The 20,982-nt window shown below is 56.1% G+C and carries 19 protein-coding genes; 9 read left to right on the forward strand and 10 right to left on the reverse strand.

The genetic code is table 11. From position 1 onward, the window contains the following. Positions 1-6: 6 nt before the first annotated feature. From H6F59_RS12770 to H6F59_RS12785, 4 genes are all read right to left on the reverse strand, one after another. Positions 7-1,869 carry a penicillin-binding protein 2 gene (locus H6F59_RS12770; RefSeq protein ID WP_190700148.1) on the reverse strand — a complete coding sequence of 621 codons (1,863 nt, stop codon included), beginning with the start codon at positions 1,867-1,869 and terminating at the stop codon, positions 7-9. A gap of 33 nt (positions 1,870-1,902) precedes the next feature. Beyond that, positions 1,903-2,430, reverse strand: coding sequence for a hypothetical protein (locus H6F59_RS12775; protein ID WP_190516439.1), 528 nt, complete (start codon positions 2,428-2,430; stop codon positions 1,903-1,905). A 173-nt stretch (positions 2,431-2,603) separates the two neighbouring features. After that, positions 2,604-4,454: a biosynthetic-type acetolactate synthase large subunit gene (gene ilvB, locus H6F59_RS12780; RefSeq protein WP_190516441.1), complete on the reverse strand. Its 1,851-nt coding sequence runs from the start codon at positions 4,452-4,454 to the stop codon at positions 2,604-2,606. Positions 4,455-4,688: 234 nt separating this feature from the next. Beyond that, complete coding sequence (locus H6F59_RS12785; RefSeq protein ID WP_190700152.1) at positions 4,689-5,357, reverse strand: hypothetical protein; 669 nt, start codon at positions 5,355-5,357, stop codon at positions 4,689-4,691. Positions 5,358-5,800: 443 nt separating this feature from the next. Here H6F59_RS12785 and H6F59_RS12790 point away from each other — a divergent pair, with 443 nt between their 5' ends. From H6F59_RS12790 to H6F59_RS12815, 6 genes are all read left to right on the forward strand, one after another. Then, positions 5,801-6,157, forward strand: coding sequence for a hypothetical protein (locus H6F59_RS12790; RefSeq protein ID WP_190700155.1), 357 nt, complete (start codon positions 5,801-5,803; stop codon positions 6,155-6,157). A 150-nt stretch (positions 6,158-6,307) separates the two neighbouring features. Further along, complete coding sequence (locus H6F59_RS27330) at positions 6,308-7,888, forward strand: sensor histidine kinase KdpD (RefSeq protein ID WP_190700158.1); 1,581 nt, start codon at positions 6,308-6,310, stop codon at positions 7,886-7,888. A gap of 451 nt (positions 7,889-8,339) precedes the next feature. Continuing rightward, a complete protein-coding gene (locus tag H6F59_RS12800; RefSeq protein WP_190700161.1) occupies positions 8,340-9,128 on the forward strand; it encodes an aspartate/glutamate racemase family protein in 789 nt (262 codons plus the stop codon). A 136-nt stretch (positions 9,129-9,264) separates the two neighbouring features. After that, complete coding sequence (locus tag H6F59_RS12805; protein WP_190700165.1) at positions 9,265-10,164, forward strand: ABC transporter substrate-binding protein; 900 nt, start codon at positions 9,265-9,267, stop codon at positions 10,162-10,164. Positions 10,165-10,179: 15 nt separating this feature from the next. Continuing rightward, positions 10,180-11,463, forward strand: a complete 1,284-nt coding sequence (locus H6F59_RS12810) for a dicarboxylate/amino acid:cation symporter (protein WP_190700168.1) — start codon at positions 10,180-10,182, stop codon at positions 11,461-11,463. Between the two features lie 84 nt (positions 11,464-11,547). Further along, a complete protein-coding gene (locus tag H6F59_RS12815) occupies positions 11,548-13,038 on the forward strand; it encodes a cache and HAMP domain-containing protein (protein ID WP_190700173.1) in 1,491 nt (496 codons plus the stop codon). 689 nt (positions 13,039-13,727) lie between these two features. Here the strand turns inward: H6F59_RS12815 and H6F59_RS12820 are convergent. The 6 genes from H6F59_RS12820 to H6F59_RS12845 form a co-directional block, all read right to left on the reverse strand. After that, the gene (locus H6F59_RS12820) at positions 13,728-14,132 is read right to left on the reverse strand and encodes a hypothetical protein (RefSeq protein ID WP_190700176.1); all 405 of its coding nucleotides are present in this window, start codon (positions 14,130-14,132) and stop codon (positions 13,728-13,730) included. A gap of 72 nt (positions 14,133-14,204) precedes the next feature. Beyond that, a complete protein-coding gene (locus H6F59_RS12825) occupies positions 14,205-14,765 on the reverse strand; it encodes a GNAT family N-acetyltransferase (protein WP_190700179.1) in 561 nt (186 codons plus the stop codon). A 130-nt stretch (positions 14,766-14,895) separates the two neighbouring features. Beyond that, positions 14,896-15,447, reverse strand: coding sequence for a dihydrofolate reductase family protein (locus H6F59_RS12830; RefSeq protein ID WP_190700182.1), 552 nt, complete (start codon positions 15,445-15,447; stop codon positions 14,896-14,898). Positions 15,448-15,500: 53 nt separating this feature from the next. Then, positions 15,501-16,361, reverse strand: coding sequence for a class D beta-lactamase (gene blaOXA, locus H6F59_RS12835; RefSeq protein WP_313887200.1), 861 nt, complete (start codon positions 16,359-16,361; stop codon positions 15,501-15,503). A gap of 313 nt (positions 16,362-16,674) precedes the next feature. Continuing rightward, positions 16,675-17,157: a DUF1772 domain-containing protein gene (locus tag H6F59_RS12840; RefSeq protein ID WP_190700185.1), complete on the reverse strand. Its 483-nt coding sequence runs from the start codon at positions 17,155-17,157 to the stop codon at positions 16,675-16,677. Between the two features lie 85 nt (positions 17,158-17,242). Continuing rightward, positions 17,243-17,875 carry an FMN-dependent NADH-azoreductase gene (locus tag H6F59_RS12845; RefSeq protein ID WP_190700188.1) on the reverse strand — a complete coding sequence of 211 codons (633 nt, stop codon included), beginning with the start codon at positions 17,873-17,875 and terminating at the stop codon, positions 17,243-17,245. Between the two features lie 263 nt (positions 17,876-18,138). Between H6F59_RS12845 and H6F59_RS12850 the strand changes: the two genes are divergently transcribed. From H6F59_RS12850 to H6F59_RS12860, 3 genes are read left to right on the forward strand one after another with little or no spacing between them, the layout of a single operon-like run. Continuing rightward, positions 18,139-19,053 (forward strand): helix-turn-helix domain-containing protein, encoded by a 915-nt coding sequence (locus H6F59_RS12850; protein ID WP_190700191.1) that lies wholly within the window; start codon positions 18,139-18,141, stop codon positions 19,051-19,053. 11 nt (positions 19,054-19,064) lie between these two features. Beyond that, entirely contained in the window at positions 19,065-19,364 is a 300-nt protein-coding gene (locus H6F59_RS12855; protein WP_313887201.1) for a glutaredoxin family protein, read from the forward strand. 31 nt (positions 19,365-19,395) lie between these two features. Continuing rightward, positions 19,396-20,904, forward strand: coding sequence for a UDP-N-acetylmuramoyl-L-alanyl-D-glutamate--2,6-diaminopimelate ligase (locus H6F59_RS12860; RefSeq protein WP_190700194.1), 1,509 nt, complete (start codon positions 19,396-19,398; stop codon positions 20,902-20,904). The last annotated feature ends 78 nt before the right edge of the window (positions 20,905-20,982 follow it).

Genomic DNA, 20,982 nt, shown 5'->3' on the forward strand with positions numbered 1-20,982 from the left:
GCCCTGCTATGGCGTAGCAGCGGCACTGGGTGGTACCCCTTCAAGCACCACCAGCGCTTCGATTACCTTCTTAACCAGAGGAGCAGCGACCGTTGAGCCATAGGCATCGTCTCCCTGGGGTTCGTCGATAACGGCCAGCACCACGTATTGGGGTGACTCGATGGGCAAAATGCCTACAAAGCTGGTGACTCGGCCTCGGCCATAGCCCCCCGATACGGTCGCCTTTTGGGCCGTACCGGTTTTGCCCCCGATGCGGTAGCCAGATAACTTGGCGGCATCGCCAGTGCCTTCGCTGACGACGGCCTCCATCATGGTGAGCACCTGCTGGGTGGTTTGGGGCGAAAAGACGGTCTCAGGCTGGGGACGATCTGGCGTCCATACCTCGTTGTCACCTTCAGTAACCATACCGCTGACTACGTGGGGGGTAACCAGTTTACCGCCGTTGGCCAGGGTGCCAAGCAGTTGCACCATCTTGATAGGTGACAGCGAAAAGCCTTGGCCAAAGGCCGTGGTGGCTGACTCGACTCGACTGCGAACAAACTGCTCGCGGTCTTTCATCTGAGCAGTGGCTTCTGCGGGTAAATCTATGCCGGTGGGTTGGTCGAGGCTGAGTCGCTGCAGCCAGGTAAAGTAGTCGGCGGCGGGCATCTTCTGCATGATTCGCACCATGCCCACGTTGCTGGAGTACTTCAGCACGTCAGTGATGGAAATCGGCCCGCGACCACCAGCGGTGGCGTAGTCGTGGTTTCTGATCTTCCATTCGCCAAACTGCATTTGACCACTGTCGTTAACGAATTCGTCGGGGCTGATTAGTCCAGCTTCTAAAGCGATCGCAATGTTGATTGGTTTGAAGGTAGAGCCGGGTTCATAGAGATCGCTCACAGCCCAGGTCTTGAGAGCTTCGGGGTCGGTTTTGAAATACTGGTTGGGGTCGTAGGTAGGCACACTTGCCAGGGCAAGCATTTCACCTGTTTGGGCCTCCATGACCATGACCGTGCCGCGTTTGGCGTTATGGCGATCGACCACCGCCTGTAGCTCCTGCTGGGCAGTCCGTTGCAGCCGACTGTCGAGGGTAAGACGCAGGCTGGCAGTGCTGTCTAGCTCCGAGTCAACGGTGCTGCTTTCAGTATCAAGCTGATCTGCAGGGCTAGCAGCGGTAACCTCTGCGGTGGCACCAGGCGCTGGCGGCCCATAGATTTCTAACGGAGTTTCTGTCTCAGCTGGAGATTCCTTTTCAGTCGGTGTCAGAGCCAGCTGATCCTGATAGGCAATTTCTAAACCCGCCTGGGGCTGTCCGTCAAAATTGACAAAGCCAACGATGGGGGCAAACAGTTGCTGCTGCGGATAAAAGCGCTGCTGCTGCGGATTAAATTCGAGACCGTCAAGGCGCAGGGCGCGCAGGCGATCGACCGTCGCTTCGGGTAATCCGTCGGCTAGCCGAATGCCGGTAGGCTGCTGGCTAAACTGATTAATTAGATCAGATTCTGGGCTTTCTAGCAGCGGGCTTAGGGTCGCTGCCATCTCTGGAATCGATAGATCAAAAAGCTGAGGATGGGCATAGAGCGTATAGACCACGCGATCGACGGCGATCACATTGCCCTGCCGATCGACAATGGAGTGTCGCACCTGCCGCTGCACTGGCGATGTGAGGCGCTGCTGCTGGGCCAAACTAGATAGGCTGTCGCCCTGGACTAACTGTAGCCAGGCTAATCGCCCGGCGATCGCGACCAGCGACAGCACCAGCAACCCCCACACCAGCAGGATTCTGACCCGGTTAGCTGCTGGGTTGAAGGGAACCACCGCCGGTGGGCGAGGCTGAGGCTGTTTGCGGCGACGGCGACGACGGGTAGAGTAGGCAGAGCTAGCCATGGGTGCAACGCGGGTAAACGGTGAGGCTAGGGCCTAGTAACCTAAAGGGACATCCACCTTGGGTAACGCCAATCGTCCCATCAGCGATGTTGGTACGGGAGCCGGCATCGCCACAGCAGCCTGTGACGCCGGCTTGAGAAAGATGACGCTGCCCGGCTGAGGTGGCTGAAACCCCATTTCACTCCCCTCTACCTGCTGGGCTAAATGATTTTTAAGCACCTCATTGGCGGTGGTGAGCTGCTGCTCGTTGCGCTGCAGGCGATTGAGCTGCTGACTGGCCTGATTGAGCTGGCGATTGACATAAACTGACGTGCCATAGCTCACCAAAGTCAGCGCTACTAAAGACGCGGTCAGCGCTGACGATACCAAGTGCAGCTGGGCCAATCGCCGCACCGCTGGGCTCGGAGAATTTAAGCCTGGGGCCTGGGGCAGAACTACGGGCGCAGAAACCCCTGGCCTAATTTCTGCTGGTCGAGTGGCGGAGCCTTGGACATGTGCTGTCGCTGCCCTAGGCCGAGACGGCACCGGACGGGGCACATAGGATTTCAGCGCAGCGGACATAGATGACCCACACCAGTAATGAAACTGAAGTCAGGATACTGCATTCTGAAAAATTTGATCTATTAACCAGCAAAATGAATGAGTCATTTAAGGGCTGGAGTTTAAGGTCCAAAAAGTAGGATCGTTCTCTAAATCTTGACCCTTTCTACAGCCCTAAATGATGTTTTTATGCTCTATAGCTTTGTGCCGCACTCCGAGCAGAAGTTGCTGGTTGAGACATTTTGGTGCCCACAGCTAACACAGGGTGTCAGACCTGTACTACTGCCAGTGCCATGTACCTCAGGTAGACCGATCATTTGGTGATTGCCTTTGCCAGGGGCCACCATGGGGTAGCAGTTTTCGTTGCGGCGCACGCGCACGTCAAGCAGTACGGGGCCGTCGTGGGCCAGCATCGCCGCCACGGTTGGGGTGAGCTGGTCGCGATCGCGCACCACCATGCCCTTGATGCCATAGGCTTGGGCTAGCACCTCAAAGTTGGGCATGCCCACTTCCATATTAGAAGAGGAGTAACGCTCGCCGTGGAAGGCCTGCTGCCACTGGCGCACCATGCCCTGCCAGCCGTTGTTCACAATCACCGTTTTGACTGGAATGTTGTACTGAGCCAGGGTACCTAGCTCTTGCAAGTTCATCTGGAAGCTGGCGTCGCCGCTGATGCAGATCACCGTTTCGTTGGGCAGCGCCACCTGTACTCCCATGGCGGCGGGCATGCCGAAGCCCATGGTGCCTAGTCCCGCGCTTGACACCCACTGGCGGGGGCCATTCTTGAGGAACTGAGCTGACCACATCTGGTGCTGCCCGACATCGGTGGTGAAGTAGGCGTGGGGAGCCTGAATGGCCAGCTCGTGGATCACTTCCTGGGGAGACAGCTCGTCGGGATAGGTGGGTACGACCAAGGGATAGTCGCGCTTCCAACGATCGATGCGATCGCGCCAGGCCGCCGTTTGGTTGGGGGGCGGCAGCTGATTCTCTTCCTCTAGACGGCTGAGCATGGTGGTCAGTACGTGCTTCACATCGCCCACGATAGGCACCTGGGGAGCGCGATTTTTGCCCACCTCAGCTGGGTCAATATCAATATGGATGACCTGGGCGCGGGAGGCAAACTCGTCTAGCTTGCCGGTAACACGATCGTCAAAGCGAGCGCCAACGGCAATCAGCAGATCGCATTCGCTGACGGCAAAGTTGGCGTAGGCAGTGCCGTGCATGCCAAGCATGCCAAGGGCTAAGGGGTGATGCTCATCAAAGGCGCCCTTGCCCATCAGCGTAGTAGTCACGGGAATTTGAAAATATTCTGCCAGGCGGCGAATTTCGGCATGGGCGCCAGCAGTAATGGCACCACCGCCCACGTAGAGCAGGGGGCGCTCACTCTGGCGCAGGAGGCGCAAAGCCGGATTGACCTGGCGGGGGTTGCCCCTAACGGTAGGTTTGTAACCGGGCAGACTCACCTGGCCGGGCTCCACAGGCACGTAGTCGAATTCTGCTAGACCGATATCTTTAGGAATGTCGATCAGTACCGGACCGGGGCGACCGGTCTGGGCAATGTAAAAGGCCTCCGCCACCATGCGCGGAATCTGCTCAGGGGTGCGAGCGACGTAGGAATGCTTGACCAAGGGCAGCGTAATGCCGAAGATATCGGTCTCTTGAAAGGCGTCGCTGCCGATCGCATGGCTGGGCACCTGTCCCGTAATTACCACCATGGGAATCGAGTCCATTTGGGCGGTGGCAATGCCGGTCACCAGGTTGGTGGCTCCAGGGCCAGAGGTGCCAAAGCAAACGCCCACTTTCCCCGTGGCGCGGGCATAGCCATCAGCGGCATGGGCTCCGCCCTGCTCATGGCGCACTAAAATATGACTGATCCCCCCGGCGGCTTCGGCGCGGTACAGCTCGTCATAGATTGGCAAGATAGCCCCACCCGGATAGCCAAAAATATGTTCTACCCCGTGCCGTCTGAGACTATCGATCAGGGCAAAAGCGCCAGAAGCGCGGCGCACAAGAACACTATTAGGAGCGGCAATGGGAGTTGTCATAGCGGCGGGTGCTTGAGTTGGGCTAGGGCTAGGTTGCATTAGTTAAGAAGAAAATAAAGTCAGAACATTTTCTCCCTCAGGCCACACGGGCAGTGAATAGGCTCACCGCCGCTGCTTTACAGGAATTGTGGTGCTAAATGCTGTTAAATGAAGAACATTTCCTCATTATCCTCATCATATTAGCAGCAGAGGCTAGGGTCATCCTAGCCGCAGGGCTTAGTTTGGGCCGTCTGGTTATGGGGTGTTGATATTCAACAGTGAACCGGCGGTGTAGCGAGCAATGGCGTGGCGCGATCGCAGGCAGAGAAAATCGGCGGCGGTTAAGCTTTCCTTAGCTTTCCCTGGCGCCGTGGCCCAACCCACTACCGACTGAGGATGCTGCCAGAGGTGGAGATGCGGCACGGCCGGATCGGCGTAAAAATCGACATCTCCTGCTCCCAAACAGCGAGAGGTGTTGTGGGTGGTGCGATCGTGGCTGAGTCGATAGGTTGGCACCTTGGGGTCGCGGGGCACGCCCCAGCCGTCTGCCATCAAGAGGGCCAGCACTGGCCCTTGGTAACGGTGCCAGTGAGTAGCCAGGGCCGCTGCCCCTACACAGCCCGCGCTAAATGCCCAAATCACAAGTGCTGGCGGTGCACCTTCAGGGAGGGTGTGGTCTAGGTTATTTCTCGGAGTTGTGAGGCTTGACGCTCCTGTTAGCTCGTTGCTTAACTCAACCCTAGCCTCAAGAGCTTGGCGCAGGGCAAAAGGTGAGAGCACGCCCAGAGTGGAACGAGGCGCATAAACAACCTGGCTGTATTGGCTCAGGGCCTCATCTTTGGCGATCGTAGCCAAAATCTGCCCTGTGTAGCTAGGCGGGTGTATGCCGCCACAGATCAATAAAACAATTTGCCGCAGTGCCACCGCTTACCACATTCTTTGTTGATTGGGTCGAGATTTGCTCAACAGACACGCATCGTAATAGCTAGGAGAATAACACTCCTGCTAGAAACAACAACGATTGAGAAACGAGTCAGTTTACGTAGTTTTTATAATCGTTCGAAAGAGAAAAATGATTTTTTCCTAAAACTTAGGTAAGGGGATCGCCATCGGCGCACATATATAGGGAATATCTAAGGTCAGTTGGGAGGTGCTTCACTGCAAAGCTTTAGAACATTTCTATTGACCGGCTTTAGCCGTCGCTTCAAATCAATCCCTAAGCTGAGCTGGTCTATTCGGTGAACCAGTTTTTCAACTATTTAACATTGCTCACAGGCTTTTCTTAGCTTGTTTAGACTGATCCCCAGTTCGTGAGTGAAGTATCTACTCCTGATCTTGCCGCTTAATACTCCTGGAGTTTAATTCAAATGGCTCAAACCATTGTCAACCTAACTTTACCGATCGTAACAGATAAGATTGACGCTATTTTGGCAGCCTATCCGCTCTACGAATATCGCCAGGTTTTTGCGGTTCCTGAACTGCGGCAAAAACTGACCGCCTACGTTCTAGCTCGGCTGCCCGTTGTCTACGTCACGATGGACAGCAGAACTGCCGGCGATATGGCACCGACAGGGCACTGCTACTCCTCTGAACAGCACAATCAGATCAATCAGCTGATTCATCAAGGAATTGAGGCTTTGCTGGGTCGGCCTGAGATTGAGCAGCGTCGCCCTAGCGCTGAGCGGGTTGAGGCTGAGCCCATTCCATCAAGCTGGTTCGGATAGATTGGCCGGGTTTCCGTTCGGTTCTACCCATAGCTCAATCATGATTAAGGGCGTAGTCTCGTAATAGACGGTGGGTTGTCTGAGTGGGCAACCTGCTGACTGTGGCCTAAATGCCGTAGTTGGCCGATCGCAGAGACAGGTGACGCCTTGGTGCAGCAGTTTCTACCCCTTAGTCCATTGCTCAGTGAGCAGCAGCTTCCCTCTGGCCCTCGGCCAGAGGCGGCCCATTGGCAGCCTGGAGCTGGTGCTAGCGCACCCCAGGCCCATATTCAGGCTGAGCAGGAGTGGCTGAGCGGCCTTACAGCCCTGATCCGACTGCTACTCGAGTTTCCTCCCAACTCTGCTGAGTCAGAGGTGGGGGGGCTGATGCCGCTGATGGGAGGTGTGCTGTCGGGGCCATTCCCGGTGCTGCCCGATCGCCTCAATGGGCAGCGGTTGAATCACTGGCTTTTGGTGCCCGAACAACTGGAGCAGATTCTGGCCGTAACCCGCCCGCTGCTGCCAGGCCAAGGCAAGGGAGTGGCAGCCGCTCCCGCCTGTGATCTACAGATGGTGCCCCTAACCAGCAGTGATCCGCTGGTGGGAGAACGGTTTTGTCTGCTGCTGACCCAGCACCTCAGCCTGCTGCTGGTGTTGGGCTACGATGCCCATGGCCTCCCCCAGTTTCAGTTTTCCTTTGCTCCTGAGGTGGTGGAGCAGGGCTGGCAACGCTTGCGCGATCGCGTTGTGGCTACCCGTCCCCCCCTGGTGCAGGCCCTCGATCGCCTGATCGAACAGTTTCCTCCAGTCGAGCCCAACTATCGTTTGGTGACTCGCTACAGCCATTTGCTCATGGCACAACTGCGCCATCTGCCTCATGGGGCAGCAGAGGCTGAGGTCCATGGATCGGCTGTGACTATGCCGGCTTTGGCGCTGCCTGCTCGTCCTACCGTGGCAGCCTTTCAGACTGACTCGCCCCCTCATTTTGAACCTGTACTCGGCAGTGCTGCTGAGGCAAACCCTGAGCCCGCTGCGGAGAGTAGCCCCGACACCGAGCTGCTCAAGGCGATGGCCCACGAAATTCGCACGCCTTTGACAACGATTCGCACGCTGACGCGATCGCTGCTCAAGCGCAAAGATATCAGCGATGAAGTGGGTAAGCGTCTGCGGCTGATCGATCGCGAATGCACCCAGCAAATCGATCGCTTTAGCCTGATTTTTCGGGCCGTAGAGCTAGAGACTGATCGGACGGCTAGGCCGCGATCGCCCCTGTCGGCAATTTCTCTCAACCAGCTGTTTGACGATGCCATTCCTCGCTGGCAGCAGCAGGCCAGTCGCCGCAACCTCAGTTTGACGGTGAATGTACCCCCCTGTCTGCCCATGGTAAATAGCGATCCAGCCATGTTGACCCAGGTGCTGACTGGGTTAATCGATCGCTTTACCCACAGCTTGCCCCCTTACAGCCACATTGAGCTGGCGGTCACCCTGGCTGGGCACCAGCTCAAGCTACAGTTTCAGTCGCTGCCTCCCACAGGCAGTGATGATCAGCTCAAGCATGATCCCTTCTCATCGCCCTTTAAAGCTTTGGGGCAGCTGCTGATGTTTCAGCCTGAAACCGGCGGCCTCAGCCTTAACCTCAACGCCACTAAGAATTTGTTTCAGGCCTTGGGCGGCAAACTCATCGTGCGGCAGCGTCCTCAGGCTGGCGAAGTGCTGACGGTATTTTTGCCCTTGGAGACTAAAACACTGTAGGCCGCTGTGGATTTTGGACTTGATAGGGATCTTCTGTGGAGGGTCCCTTTTTTGATGTTTGAGTAATTACCCCGAGAAAACAAACCAGTTTTCTAAGCTGGTGGTCAAAACTTACGGGTTCTTAGCTAAATAGCTAAATTCTGAGCTTTATCACTGCTATTCGTTTAACCCTCTTGGGTAATCTCAGGCAGAGCTTTTGTGTCGAGGCCAGCGATCGATGAATAAGCGTGGCATTAGCTGAGCCCTTCGGTCGGTGTCTGGGGCTAGTACCCGCCCTCCTGAACCCTGTGCTCGTAGCAGACGCGCATGTTTCCCTTCTAAGTGAGGGCATTCCTTGGTGATAGCGGTGGGGTAAGACTTAGCCGACTAGCTAGTTGCTTTTAGCTAGGGAACGCAGCTCTCAAAGGTCGCTGGATTCTGTTGCTGACTTCAGATTCATCTAAGGATCTCCATGACTGCGCCGCTACTCTCCCAGAATCAACAAGTCGCTGTTCCAGGGATCTTAGGCGGCCTTGGCCCCATGGCCCATGTGCAGTTTGAGCAGCGGCTAATTCAGCGCAATGTGAGCCGAGGTGCCACCGGCGATCAAGATCATCCCGTGTGGCTCCTGGTCAACGGCACCACAATCCCTAACCGCACGGCAAGCTTGCAGGGCACTGGTCCAGACTGCGTGCCGGATCTGGTGCGCTACGGTCAGCTGCTAGAGCGAGCCGGGGCTAACTTTTTAATCGTCACCTGTAACACGGCCCACGGCGTCTACGACCAGGTGCAGGCTCAGCTTGGCATTCCCTGGATTCACCTCATGGCCTGCACCACGAGTTACATTCGCCAGACCCATCCCAGAATGCAGCGGATTGGAGTGCTAGCCACTGACGGTACCCTACAGTGCGGTTTGTATAGCCGCAGCTTGAGTCAGGTGGGACTCATCCCTATGGGCTTTGAGCAGCAGTCTCCTTGGCAAGATTTGGTGATGCAGTCGATCTACCACCCCGATTGGGGCATAAAGACCACAGGGACTCAGGTATCTACTAAAGCACTGACCGTATTGGAGCAGGCGACGAGCTGGCTTAAAACCCAAGGGGCTGAGGTAGTAATAGCGGGTTGCACAGAATTGTCTGTGGCTTTTGCCCAAATGCCATCGCTTCCCCTGCCCTGGGTGGATCCGTTAGAGGTGGTGGCCGACATCACTTTGGATTTAGCTTGGGGGGTTCGGTCTCTGCCGCTCTGGCAAGCTGCTTAGGAGAAAGATGGCGCAGAAATTGATGGCAATTCCAGATCCTTATTCTCCGAAAGCATGGCTCAGATTGAGGAGAGCGAGAACCAGCGAGTGGCTAAGTAATCTGGCGCTTGGATTCGTGCTGCCTTTCTGTTTAGTCTTGACTCTTGGATTGAGCGATGTCGCCCAAGCGGCTCCTAAGGTGGCTACTAGCGTCAATGCCACAGCGGCTCGTGCTACTGGATCTTCCCAGTCTCGACCACCGGCTTCTGCCCCAACCCCAGCGCAGCTGCCAGCGATGCCGCCAGATATTCAAGGCATTTTGCAGCGAGGCAAGCTGACGGTGGCGGTGCTGGCCAAAGACAATGCGCCTTTTTTTATGCAGACGGAGGCACAGCTCAGTGGGTTAGACATTCAACTGGCTCGCGCCCTGGCTGATCAGTTAGGGGTGAGTCTCGACATTACCCGCTCGGCTCAAACCTTTGATCAGGTGGTAGATACGGTCTATGGGCAAAAGGCCGATCTGGCAATTTCTAAAATTAGCCGCACCCTCAAGCGGGCGCAGCGGGTGCGCTTTTCGCAGCCTTACCTGCGCATGCGCCAGGGGCTGCTAGTGAACCGTCTGCAAATGGCGGAGCAAACCCAGGGGCGATCGATAGTTGAAACCATTCGCGATCTGCGAGGCCAGGTGGGGGTGATCAAGGGATCATCCTACGTGGGGTTTTTGAAGCAGAAGTTTCCCCAGGCCACCATCGTGGAATATCCCACCTGGGAAGACGTTGTGGAAGCGGTGGTGCGGGGCGATATTCTAGCCGCCTACCGGGATGAGCTGGAAGTGAAGAAGGTGGTCCGCACCCGACCTGATGCGGCGCTACAGCTGCAAACTATTGCCCTGACCGACACCCAAGACTCTTTGGCCGTGGTGCTGCCCTGGAGCAGTGCCCATCTGCTCGCCTTTGTCGATCAGTATCTGGATACTCTGACGGCCCAATACACCGTAGATACGGTGCTGGATGAATATGCCGCCTACTGGGCTGCCCAAAGCCCGCCGCAACCGTAGTTTTTGACAACACCCATGGTCCCTTTGAAAGCTTATCTTCCCCGTCGGGTTTCTGTTGAATGGTTACGCAGCCCCTGGGCAATTTTGATCAGCGGTGGCTTGGGCGTATTGATTGGTACCACCCAACCCCAGGTGGCGTTGTGGATTGCTCCCTTTGGCACCCTTTACTTAGGGTTGCTGAAGATGTGCGTGCTGCCGATTTTGCTGGCGGCCATTACTAACAGCTTGGGGCGACTGATGCAGAGCCACGATGCTCGGCAGTATGTGCAGCGCATTGTGGTGGTGTTTCCGCTGAGCCTGCTGGGAGTGAGCGCGATCGCCGCGGCGATCGCCGCCCTCGCTGGCCCTGGGCGCAACCTCACCACAGATACCCTGCAAACGCTGGGGGTGCTGGTCAACCAGTCGGGTGTGGATCTGGAAATGGCCCTAAGCGGACCCCTGCCGGAAGCCTCAGGGAGCGATGTTAACGCCCTGGTCAACAGTATGGTGCCCGACAATATCTTTGCTGCCCTTAGCGAAGGCCAAACCCTGAAGGTGCTGCTGTTTGCGATGATTTTTGGGGTTTCGCTGGGCTTGGTCAAAGCTTCGACCACGGCTGCCCTATTCGACACCCTCGACAGCCTCTACCAAGCATTTAACAAAGTAATTTATGGGTTGACCTATCTGCTGCCCTTTGGCCTTTGCAGCCTGCTGGCCTACCAACTGTCTCAGGTGGGGATAGAGGTGCTGCTGTCGATGGTCGATTTTGTGGTGGTGGCGATCGCCACTTTTGCCCTGATCTACCTGATCAGCACCTTGGTGATCTGGCGGCGATCGGGGGCTGGGCTATGGCCCACTCTGCTAGCCCTTAAAGATCCCACCATTCTGTCTCTAGCCACCTCTAGCAGCTTAGTTTGCTTGCCAGCAGCAATCACTAGCCTCAGCGATCACCTCAGATTTAACTCGCAAACCACAAATTTAGTAACGCCCCTGGCTATTACCCTGTGTCGCTTTGGCTCAGTGGTGTATTTTGCCTCCGCCACATTATTTGTGGTGCAGCTCTATCAGCGCGATTTAGGACTAGCCGGTCTGGGCATAGTAATTGTGGGCTCTATTCTCGCGGGGATGGCCACCTCTGGGGTGACAGGCATTCTTACTCTGACCATGCTAGGGCTGGTGCTGGATCCTCTCAAGCTTCCTTTAGAAGCGGTGCTCGTTCTATTTATTGCCATTGACCCGTTGATGGACCCCTTCCGCACCCTGGGCATTGTGCACACGGGAATGGCGGCTACGGCCCTGGTGGCGGAGCGCGAAAGGTAGAGAGATAAGGGGGTTGGCACCTGTCTCCTTTGCTTCTTGCCCTCAAACACCCGTTTATTCTCTGCCTTCTACCTCCTCCTTCCCATGCCCCTTCGCTTTCCTAAACCGCCCGGTCTTAAAGCCACCCTTGTGGGAGCCATGCTGCTGACGGTGGGGACGACGGCAGCGATCGTCTATGTGCCTTGGTCGCTGGTGTCAAAGCGCAACATTGACACCATTGTTGATCAGGTGAACCAGGAGATTACCCTAGGTACCTCTCAGGAGGTGGAGAAGCTGTTTAATAATGCCGACTCGGCGCAGTCGCTCTTAAACAGCAGCCTGGGACAGAATTTGATCGATCTCACGAATCCTAAGGACCGAGAGCTGTTTTTGCTCAGCGTGCTGCGGGCCAACCCCAACTTTACCTGGGTGCAGTACGGCGAAGCCAACGGCGATTTTTTCGGCGCTCAGCGCACTCCTGATGGCCAGATGCACTTTCACCTGCGCGATTGGGATGAGAAAAGCCAAAGTACTACCGCTACGGTCAACACCTACAACGCCGAAGCTGAAGGGTTCATACCAGTGGGTACTGAGACCTACAAAATGGAGCCGTCGTTCTTTGCCCCCGATCGCCCCTGGTATCGGAGCGCCCTAGAATCTCCTCAAAAACGGGCCTGGACGGTATACGTTTACCGCACGACCAAAAGCCCAGGGTTAGATGCCACTACGGCTTTGGTCAATGCCCAGGGAGACGTATGGGGGGTGATTGGAGTCGGTATTGAGCTGACTCAGCTCTCGCACTATTTGCAGCAGTTAAAGGGTAGCCATGGGGGCGAGGCCTTTATCGTCAACGCTCAGCAAGAGTTGATTGCCTCTACCGACGTGGCCGAAGTGATGCCCGCCCAAGGACAAGATGCCGCTGACCCTCACCTCCAGCAGCTTGAGACCGTAGAAAACTCGTTGCTGAAAATTGCCAGCCAGACCCTGCGGGAGCAGGGGGTTGACTTGGAGGGGTTAAACGAATTACAGCGGTTTTCCTTTAAAGACCCCGCTACAGGGGAGCGCTACTCGATCTCGTTTACCCCCTTAGAACAGCTGGACTGGGTGGTAGGCACGGTCATCCCCGAGTCGAGCTACCTAGTAGAGGTCAACCGCAACAAGCGCACGCTGCTGGGTGTGATCGCTGTTTTTACAGGGCTAACGGCAGGGGCGGCGGTGCTGATGGCCGATCGCCTGATTGCCCGCCCGGTGCTCGGCATTGCTCGAACGGCGGCCGCCATTGAGGCTGAGAAGTTTGATCTGGGCCAGCTCGGGGCGATCGCCCGCCGCACTGACGAAATTGGCCAACTCGCTCGCGTGTTTGACCGCATGGCTCAGCAGGTCTACAGCCGCGAACAAAAGCTGAAGCAGCAGGTGCGCGACCTCCGGATCGAAATCGATGAAACCAAGCGCCAAAAACAGGTGCAAGAAATTGTCGAAACTGACTTTTTCCAAGATTTGGTGGCTAAAGCTCAAGTGCTACGCGATCGCAACAGCAGCAAAGCGATCGCTGCATCTGAAAGCAATAGAGCTGAAACGGCCAAATCCAGAATTTAGATCAGAGAATTAAACGCCGCTGACAAAAATAGTCCTCCCTGGCGCGTTGGTAAAGTTTGCTCGCTGCTACTTGGTGATGGCGAGCAAGTGAGTCTTGCAACAGAACGTTTGTCGGCTCAGGAATCGGCGGATTGGAGCTTTTATCTTTGAAGTAATCGGGGATGCGAAGGTAGAGCAGCATGATTTTTCTCGACTGGGTGTTAGCGCTCGGTGGTTAAGACTAAAAATACAGTTGTTCTGGTGATGAGCAACCCGCGAGGGTTTTTGCCCGCAGAACAACACCAGCCCGCTGCGCTTTTCAGCACCAACAGACTGCCAAAGCTTGTCATTAGCCTGAGCAACTATTTCTGCGTAACTTTGGAGACGCACAAGCATCGCGCCTCAGTATGCTACAGCGTACTACAAAATACTGCAAGCAGGCAAGGCGCGATCGCCCTTAGGACTACAACCTGCAACTCCGGCGATCGGACATGCCCTTAAGGCCTTGTTCTCTGATGCTTTCAGCCTCTCAGTCAAACTCTGATCGAGCGATCGCCCTACGGCGTCAATAACGATAGAGTCTGTTGTCCTTGACTATGAGGTACGGCCACAACATCCTATCGAGCAGGATATTGTAGCTGTGACAATGTTGAAGGCTCTAAATTTTACACAGCTTAGGTATGAATGGCTGAGAAATTGTGGAGGGGTTACTACCTGATTGACATGACAGGATAGTTGTAGCTCTCTTTGACAACCAATCCATCTTTCCAAAAGCCAATTGAAAGCTGGTTGCTTTTGTTTTCGATTAACTGATCACCAACTTTTACAGTGAAATCGTTATACCAATTAGAGACAACGACAAAGTCATAATCTTGATCTGCCGAAACAGCAACATCTTGGCTAATTAACCGTGACTGTCTAAACTCGACCAGCATGTCTCTAAAAAAGACTTCTCTACCCTGGCGACAAGCTTCTTTACCTGAAGTCACTGTGCCATCTCCCTCAATCATGACTATGTTCTCGGCATAGTATTTCTCCAAAACCACTGATGTTTGCAAATTAGACACCAAGTGGTTGATCTCGGCGAGTTCAGTTTGTAGCTCTTCAAGGGTCATAAAGCTTTAGCCTGACGGGTCTAGATAAAAGCAGTTTGCTTGGGTCAAACTAGTTCAGAAGGGGTAGAACCATTAGGTTAACTGCGGTTGATCATCATTTGCTACGCTCTCCAGAGCAGGTGTTGCATTGGCCCAATCGGTGCGATCGAGGCGATAAACCGAGCAGTCGTCGTCGCCAAATCGACGGTGTTCCACAAATTTGAACCCCAGGCGCTCATAGAAGCGGTGGGCGCGGGTGTTGCTGGTTAGCGGATCAATCAGCACCGCTGTCACTAGGGGATCAGCAAAACAGCGAGCTAGGGCCAACCGCATCATGGTGGTGCCGTAGCCTTTGCCCAACTCATCAGCTTCGCCAATCCAAATGTCGATCGCCCGCAAGTTGTCTGGTACGTCGCCCCAGTAGTGGCTGTCTTCCTGGGCGGGATCAATGATTTGAATAAAGCCAATGGGGCGATCGCCAAGCTCGGCTACGAGCTGTTCGCGCCAAGTGGGGGTGCGGGCTAGCTCTACCTCCCAACCCCAGTCGTCGTTGGGGTCGGCGGCGATCACCTGAGGTTGCTCATCCCAGTGGTGGAGTAGGTCTACATCGCTTAGGGTAGCGGGCCGCAGGGTAATGGTGCTTGACTCAGGCATGGTCGTTACCTGCTGATTCAATGTTGGCTAGCCGCCCAACCACTATAGTTTTTGCATGCTATTTCGTCAGAAGGCGAAATCAATCTTCAAGGGCGTCAATGCAGGCGGCCGCGAAATTGCCTGATCTGTATTACTGGCGCGGAACCTGGTAGTGCAATTCCACAAAGTTGTGGCCATAGGTTTTGGCTGACAACAGCTTGAGGGGCGGATCGACCCGCAGCGGAAACAGGGGAGCGCCGCCCCCCAGGGTGACCGAGGCAATTTGCACCACGATTTCATCCAGCAGCCCGGCGTCGTAGAACTGACCCGCTAAATCGCCGCCGCCGACAATCCACACATTTTTGTCGCCAGCGGCGATCGCCATCTCCTCGTGAAAGGGCTTGACATCGCCGCTGACAAAGCGAACATCGGCATTCTCAATCGTCGGCAGCTGGCGCGAGCTGAAGACCCAGGACGGTACTTTGTAGGGCCAGGGCTGGGGGGTCTCTGCCTCAGCAGAAAAATCATGGTCGTAGATCCACTGGTAGGTGGTGGAACCCATGGCGATCGCGCCCACCCCAGCCAGAAAATCGTCAAATGTGTTGGGCTCTAGCTCCCCAAACTGAAATAGCCAGTCGAGGGAATTGTTTGGGTCGGCGATAAAGCCATCTAAGCTGGTAGCCGTGTAGTAAATGGTGGCCATATCCGATCTCTTGCTCCCGGTATGAAGTCAGGTTTTCGGCGGTCTGAACTACGCTACAAAAGATTTAGGCTGGCAAAGCAGCGGCGGGTCAGCTCAAGCCTAGCTGGACCGTCAGAGTCTTGACGCATGTCAATATTGGTGGCAAACAGGTAAACGTTGTCCCCCCGTTCTAGATAGCCGACATACCAGCCAATTTGAGGCTGATCGGCTTCCCCCAAACCTGCCCAGCCGGTCTTGGCCCGTAGCGTGTAGTCGGGGGTGCGCTCGGCGATCATAATGTCTTTTACCGTAGCTATTGTCGCTTCAGAAAAAGGCAATTCGTTGCGGTGCAGACGTTGCAAGAACTCGATCTGCTGCTGGGGCGTAATGCGCAGGTCGCCCTCTAGCCAGAAGCTGTCGATCGCATCGGGGCTGCCGATGGTTTGGTTGCCGTAGCCCACCTCGCTGACCCACTGCTGCATGCGATCGTGCCCAACTCGCCGCGCCAGCACCTGGTAAAACCAAACGGCGGACAGGCTAAACGCTGTTCGCATGTTTTGATCTTGATTCCAGGCGGGCACCATGCGCTCAACGCCATCCCAGGTCAAGATAGCCAGATCGTTGGGGATGACCCCAGTTTCAAGCGCAATCAGCGAATTGAGAATTTTGAAGGTGGAGGCGGGCAGAAAGGCTTGGCGGTTGCGCTCGCGATTGTGCTCATAGGTCACATTCTGGTTCACATCGTGGATGATGATCGCCCCTTCCACCCCCAGAGCTTGAAAATGTTGGGCAAATTGAGCTTCTAAACTGGCCGTTTGCTGGGCGATCGTCGGTGCGATCGGCTCCACGCTGGACTGAGCAGCGGTAGGCAGCATCGGCATAGCAACCAAGCCGCTGACGGCTAACCCAAAGAACCATCGATAGGCACGATCCACAATATTGATCTCCTAAAAGGGCAATTTTTTGGCGCGGAATCAACTGTACATAGTACCTGGGTACTTGTCTAGCCTATGCAGGGTTGAAGACGGCTAGATCTATCAGCGCTACGACGCCAGTCAACCGAATTCCCAGGTTGCTCAACTGCCCGTTTGAGTAGCAAACCCACCGTGGGGTAGCTGGAGTGCAAAAGGACCAGTCAGTGGGTGGGCCGGTGGCATGCAGTTATATTTAACCGCGTTGATCAATGTGCTGGATGGATTCAGTGGTTGTGCGATCGCACAAACCGTTACATTCCCAAAACTTACCACCCTACAGACGGAGGGAGAGCGTAAGCAATGCTGCCGCCGCCAGGGCTGCTACGGTGCGAACGTGGTTCCACAGCGTCCAGTTGATCAAATATTTGGCCCAGAGACTGGCTCCCTCGGCACTGTCTGGGTTTACCCTCGCCAGCGCATCGTTGAGCGGTACGTTGAAGGCGATGGTGACGAGAATGGTGCCGAGCAGGTAGAGCAGACTGCCGATGAGCAGATACTTAGCGCCAGGCAATCCCTTGGTGAGCGAAGCAGCGATTAGGCCAAGGCAGCCTGCCGCTGTGCCAAACAACACGCCCATAAACCACGGGTTGATCGCCGTGATGTTGATTGACTGCATGGTGGCGATGCCTTGGGCAGGCGGTTGCTGGCCCAAGGCTTGCATCACAAAGGTAGAAAAGGCAAAGAAGACGCCTGCAACTAGCCCGCAACCCAGAGCGGTGCAGAGTCTGAGGGTGAATCCAGCATCAATAGAGGGCATAGTGGCTCCTGATGGGGAATAGGGTGTGATGGTGACGAAGGCTTGCTCTTTGAAATCACACCCGCTATTTGAGACAAAGGTTTTATCAAGCGGCAACCAGTTCTGCCACCTGGGCCTGGGCCGCCGCAATCGAGGCGGCTAAGCTTTCGCTGCTGTGCTCGTCATTTTCGATATGAACAAAGGTGATATCGGTGATGCCAATGAAGCCAAACGCTACCCGCAGGTAAGGATCTTGATGATTCATGTGGCCGTAACGTTCGCCGGGGCCAAACCCTGACGCTCCCCGAGCGGTGATGACAAACATTTTTTTGCCATGGAGCAGCGGTTTGTAGGGGTCTGCTTCGTTCTCATAGTCGATCGCAAAGGTGCGGCCCAGGCGAACAATTTGGTCGATATAGGCTTTGAAGGTGCTGGGCACGCTGAAGTTGTACATGGGCACGCCAACCACCAAAACATCGGCGGCGATTAGTTCGTCGATGAGCTGGTCACTCACCCGGATCGCCTCCCATAGCTCGGGTGTCCGTTGGTCGTCGGGGGTATAAGCGGCGGCAATCCAGGGCTCATCCACATGGGGTACGGGTTGGCGACCGACATCGCGGTAGGTGACGGTGTCGTTGGGGTGGGTCTGTTGCCAGGCTGCGACAAATTCGCGGGTCATGCGGCGAGAGTGGGAGCGATCGCCCCGCGGGCTTGAGTCAATATGCAAAAGGTGCGCCATAGGGCCTCCAAGTCGGTACCCGTTTAGCCTAGAAAACCTGGTTGGCTGGGCGCTATTTGATTCTTGGGAAGCTGTCAAAATCTTGCGGTGAACTGGTGGTTAACCTAGCAAGCGGTTCATTTTGCGATCGCAACGTTGGGGGTCATCGCTTTTATCTACCGCTATGAGAGTGAGAACTCGCCTATTGTTCCATTCTGCCAGATAGACTTGAGGGGCTGGGCAGACGGGCCTGGCGTCACCTGTCGCCAACAGAGAATTTAGCTATGAACGCAGCTAAAACCAGGCATGCTCAGGGTTTGCAAAACCGCCTAGGGACGGATAGCGCTGAATTCACCTGTCTACCCAAGCTATCAAGTCGGGAATTGGGTTGGGATCATGTTCAGGTGGAGCAGTTCCAGCACCCGCCGGGGGAATGTCGGATCGCCTCAGAAGCGGAGCATACGGTTTGCCTGTCGTTGGCGACCCGTCCGGTACGATTTTTGCAGATCAAAGACGGCAAGACCCACAGCAGCCTCTACGGCAAAGGCGACATCTCCATTACGCCGGCCCAGACGTCGTTTTTTGCCCGTTGGCAGGATGACGATCACTACGTTGAGCTGCGGCTTGACTCCGGCTTTATGGCCACCATCGCCCAAGAATCCCTGGGGCTAAACCCCAACCGCATCGAGCTAATTCCAGAATTTCGCCTGCGCGATGGGCGCTTGGAGGCGATCGCCCTGATGCTGCTCGACGAACTCAACCAGGCAAACCCTGGCGGCAAACTCTACGTCGAGTCGTTAACTAACCTGCTGGCGGTGCATTTGCTGCGGCAGTACGCTGTCGCTAGACCACCATTGCCCATTCACCCCAGCGGATTGCCCCAGCGCCAGCTGTTGCCTGTGTTAGATCACATTCACGAAGCCCTAGATGCCGACCTTAAGCTGGCGGATTTGGCGGCGATCGCAGGTCTCAGCCCCTTCCATTTCAGCCATCAGTTCAAACAGGCGATGGGGATGGCTCCCTACCAGTACGTGCTGCAACAGCGGGTCGAGCGGGCCAAGCAGTTGTTGAAACAAACCAACCACTCTATTGTGGAAATCGCCCTGCTGTGTGGGTTCAACAGCCATAGCCACCTGAGCAAGCAGTTTCGCCAGACCACCGGCACCACCCCCAGCGCCTACCGAGCGATCGTGCAGTAACCGCCCTTCCCGTGACTGACCCCGTGACCAAATTTGTGCTCTACAGCAAGCCCGGCTGCCACCTGTGCGAAGGGCTCGAAGAAAAACTGGCTGCCGCCGCTCACCTGCCCTTTGAGCTAGAAGTGCGCGACATCACTACCCGCGACGACTGGTTTCAGCGCTACCAGTACGAGATTCCGGTGCTGTGCTGCGTACGCGAGGGTGTCTCTGGCCCTCAAGAAATTCCCCTGCCACGTCTGTCGCCCAGGGCACCTCAGGCCAAGGTGGAGCAATTGATACAGACTTATGTGGGTCAGAGTAAGGCAGAATAGGGCAACTTCAATGATGTGAGGAGTTGCTGACATGAAGCTGCGCCAACTGCTTGAGAACCTTCCCGGTAGGCTGATCGAGACTGGGTTTTCGCTGCCGCAGGGGATGGGCGACCCTGACATCAAAGGCATCTGCACCAATTCCCACGCTTGCCAGCCGGGGGATGTGTTCATTGGCATGCCGGGTACGCGGGTCGATGGCGGCGAATTTTGGCCCAGCGCGATGGAGTCTGGGGCAGCAGCGGCGCTGGTGTCTACCCAGGCCTTACAGGCTCGCCCTGCCGAAAGCGATGCTTGCGTGGTGCCCATGACCGATATGGCGGTAGCCTGTGCTGAAGTGGCCGCCCGGTTCTACAACTACCCGGCCCGACAGATGGGGCTGGTGGGGGTGACAGGCACCAACGGCAAGACGACAACGACCCACCTGATTGAGCATTTGTTGAATGCGGCAGAGCAACCCACGGCGCTGTTGGGAACGCTCTACACCCGCTGGCCGGGGCATCAGAAAACCGCTCTCTATACCACGCCCTTTGCGGTCGAGCTTCAGGCTGAGTTGGCCACGGCAAGGGATGCGGACTGTCGCTACGCGGTGTTAGAAGTCAGCTCCCACGCCCTGGCTCAAAAGCGGGTTTGGGGCTGTCCCTTTGAGGTGGCGGTCTTCACCAACCTGACCCAGGACCACCTCGACTACCACCGCGACATGGAGGATTACTTCAACGCTAAGGCGCTGCTGTTTAGCGAGGCCTACCTGGCGGGTCGCGCGGTGGTGAACATCGATACGCCCTACGGAGAGAGACTGGTCGCCCAGCTGCCCCGCGATCGCGTCTGGACCTACAGCACCCAAAATCCTGATGCTGACCTGTATACCGGGGACCTCACCTATCAGGCCAACGGCGTCACAGGCACGCTCAAGACTCCAGCGGGCACCGTGCCCTTTAGCTCGCCGCTGGTGGGGCAGTTTAACCTAGAGAATTTGCTGGCAGCGGTGGGGGCGGCCCTGCACCTGGGCGTGGCCCTCGACACGATCGCAGCCGCTCTGCCGGGCTTTGGCGGCGTGCCGGGGCGCATGGAGCAGGTGAAGATTTCCGAGAGCCAGGACATCAGCGTGATTGTGGACTATGCCCATACACCGGACAGTTTGAAGAACTCCCTTCAGGCGGCGCGGCCGTTTGTACCGGGGCGACTGATCTGTGTGTTTGGCTGCGGAGGCGATCGCGATCGCACTAAGCGCCCCCAGATGGGCCGCATTGCCTATGAGCTGGCCGACGTGGTGGTCGTCACCTCCGACAACCCCCGCACCGAAGACCCCGAGCAGATTTTGCAGGATGTGGTGGCTGGCATCCCGGCGGAGCTAGGGGAAGATCAGGTGGTGGGCGATCGCGCCACCGCCATCCAGTTGGCGATCAACTTGGCCCAGCCGGGGGATGGCATTCTCATCGCGGGCAAGGGGCACGAAGACTATCAGATTCTCGGCACCGAAAAAATTCACTTTGACGATCGCGAGCAGGCCCGCTATTTTCTTGAAAAACGGTATTCAGGCTAACATTTCAGGGGCGACATGGCGGCGTTATGTGAATACACGCAACATTCTCGCCGCCATTTTTAGTGGTTAAAGATACCC

Source organism: Nodosilinea sp. FACHB-141, assembly GCF_014696135.1.
Taxonomy (GTDB): Bacteria; Cyanobacteriota; Cyanobacteriia; order Phormidesmidales; family Phormidesmidaceae; genus Nodosilinea.

Bases quoted from the DNA above. Each gene is read 5' to 3' on its own strand.
- H6F59_RS12770 (WP_190700148.1), bottom strand. From the start codon at position 1,869: ATGGCTAGCTCTGCCTACTCTACCCGTCGTCGCCGTCGCCGCAAACAG.
- H6F59_RS12775 (WP_190516439.1), bottom strand. From the start codon at position 2,430: ATGTCCGCTGCGCTGAAATCCTATGTGCCCCGTCCGGTGCCGTCTCGG.
- ilvB (WP_190516441.1), bottom strand. From the start codon at position 4,454: ATGACAACTCCCATTGCCGCTCCTAATAGTGTTCTTGTGCGCCGCGCT.
- H6F59_RS12790 (WP_190700155.1), top strand. From the start codon at position 5,801: ATGGCTCAAACCATTGTCAACCTAACTTTACCGATCGTAACAGATAAG.
- H6F59_RS12800 (WP_190700161.1), top strand. From the start codon at position 8,340: ATGACTGCGCCGCTACTCTCCCAGAATCAACAAGTCGCTGTTCCAGGG.
- H6F59_RS12810 (WP_190700168.1), top strand. From the start codon at position 10,180: ATGGTCCCTTTGAAAGCTTATCTTCCCCGTCGGGTTTCTGTTGAATGG.
- H6F59_RS12815 (WP_190700173.1), top strand. From the start codon at position 11,548: ATGCCCCTTCGCTTTCCTAAACCGCCCGGTCTTAAAGCCACCCTTGTG.
- H6F59_RS12820 (WP_190700176.1), bottom strand. From the start codon at position 14,132: ATGACCCTTGAAGAGCTACAAACTGAACTCGCCGAGATCAACCACTTG.
- H6F59_RS12825 (WP_190700179.1), bottom strand. From the start codon at position 14,765: ATGCCTGAGTCAAGCACCATTACCCTGCGGCCCGCTACCCTAAGCGAT.
- H6F59_RS12830 (WP_190700182.1), bottom strand. From the start codon at position 15,447: ATGGCCACCATTTACTACACGGCTACCAGCTTAGATGGCTTTATCGCC.
- H6F59_RS12840 (WP_190700185.1), bottom strand. From the start codon at position 17,157: ATGCCCTCTATTGATGCTGGATTCACCCTCAGACTCTGCACCGCTCTG.
- H6F59_RS12845 (WP_190700188.1), bottom strand. From the start codon at position 17,875: ATGGCGCACCTTTTGCATATTGACTCAAGCCCGCGGGGCGATCGCTCC.
- H6F59_RS12850 (WP_190700191.1), top strand. From the start codon at position 18,139: ATGAACGCAGCTAAAACCAGGCATGCTCAGGGTTTGCAAAACCGCCTA.
- H6F59_RS12860 (WP_190700194.1), top strand. From the start codon at position 19,396: ATGAAGCTGCGCCAACTGCTTGAGAACCTTCCCGGTAGGCTGATCGAG.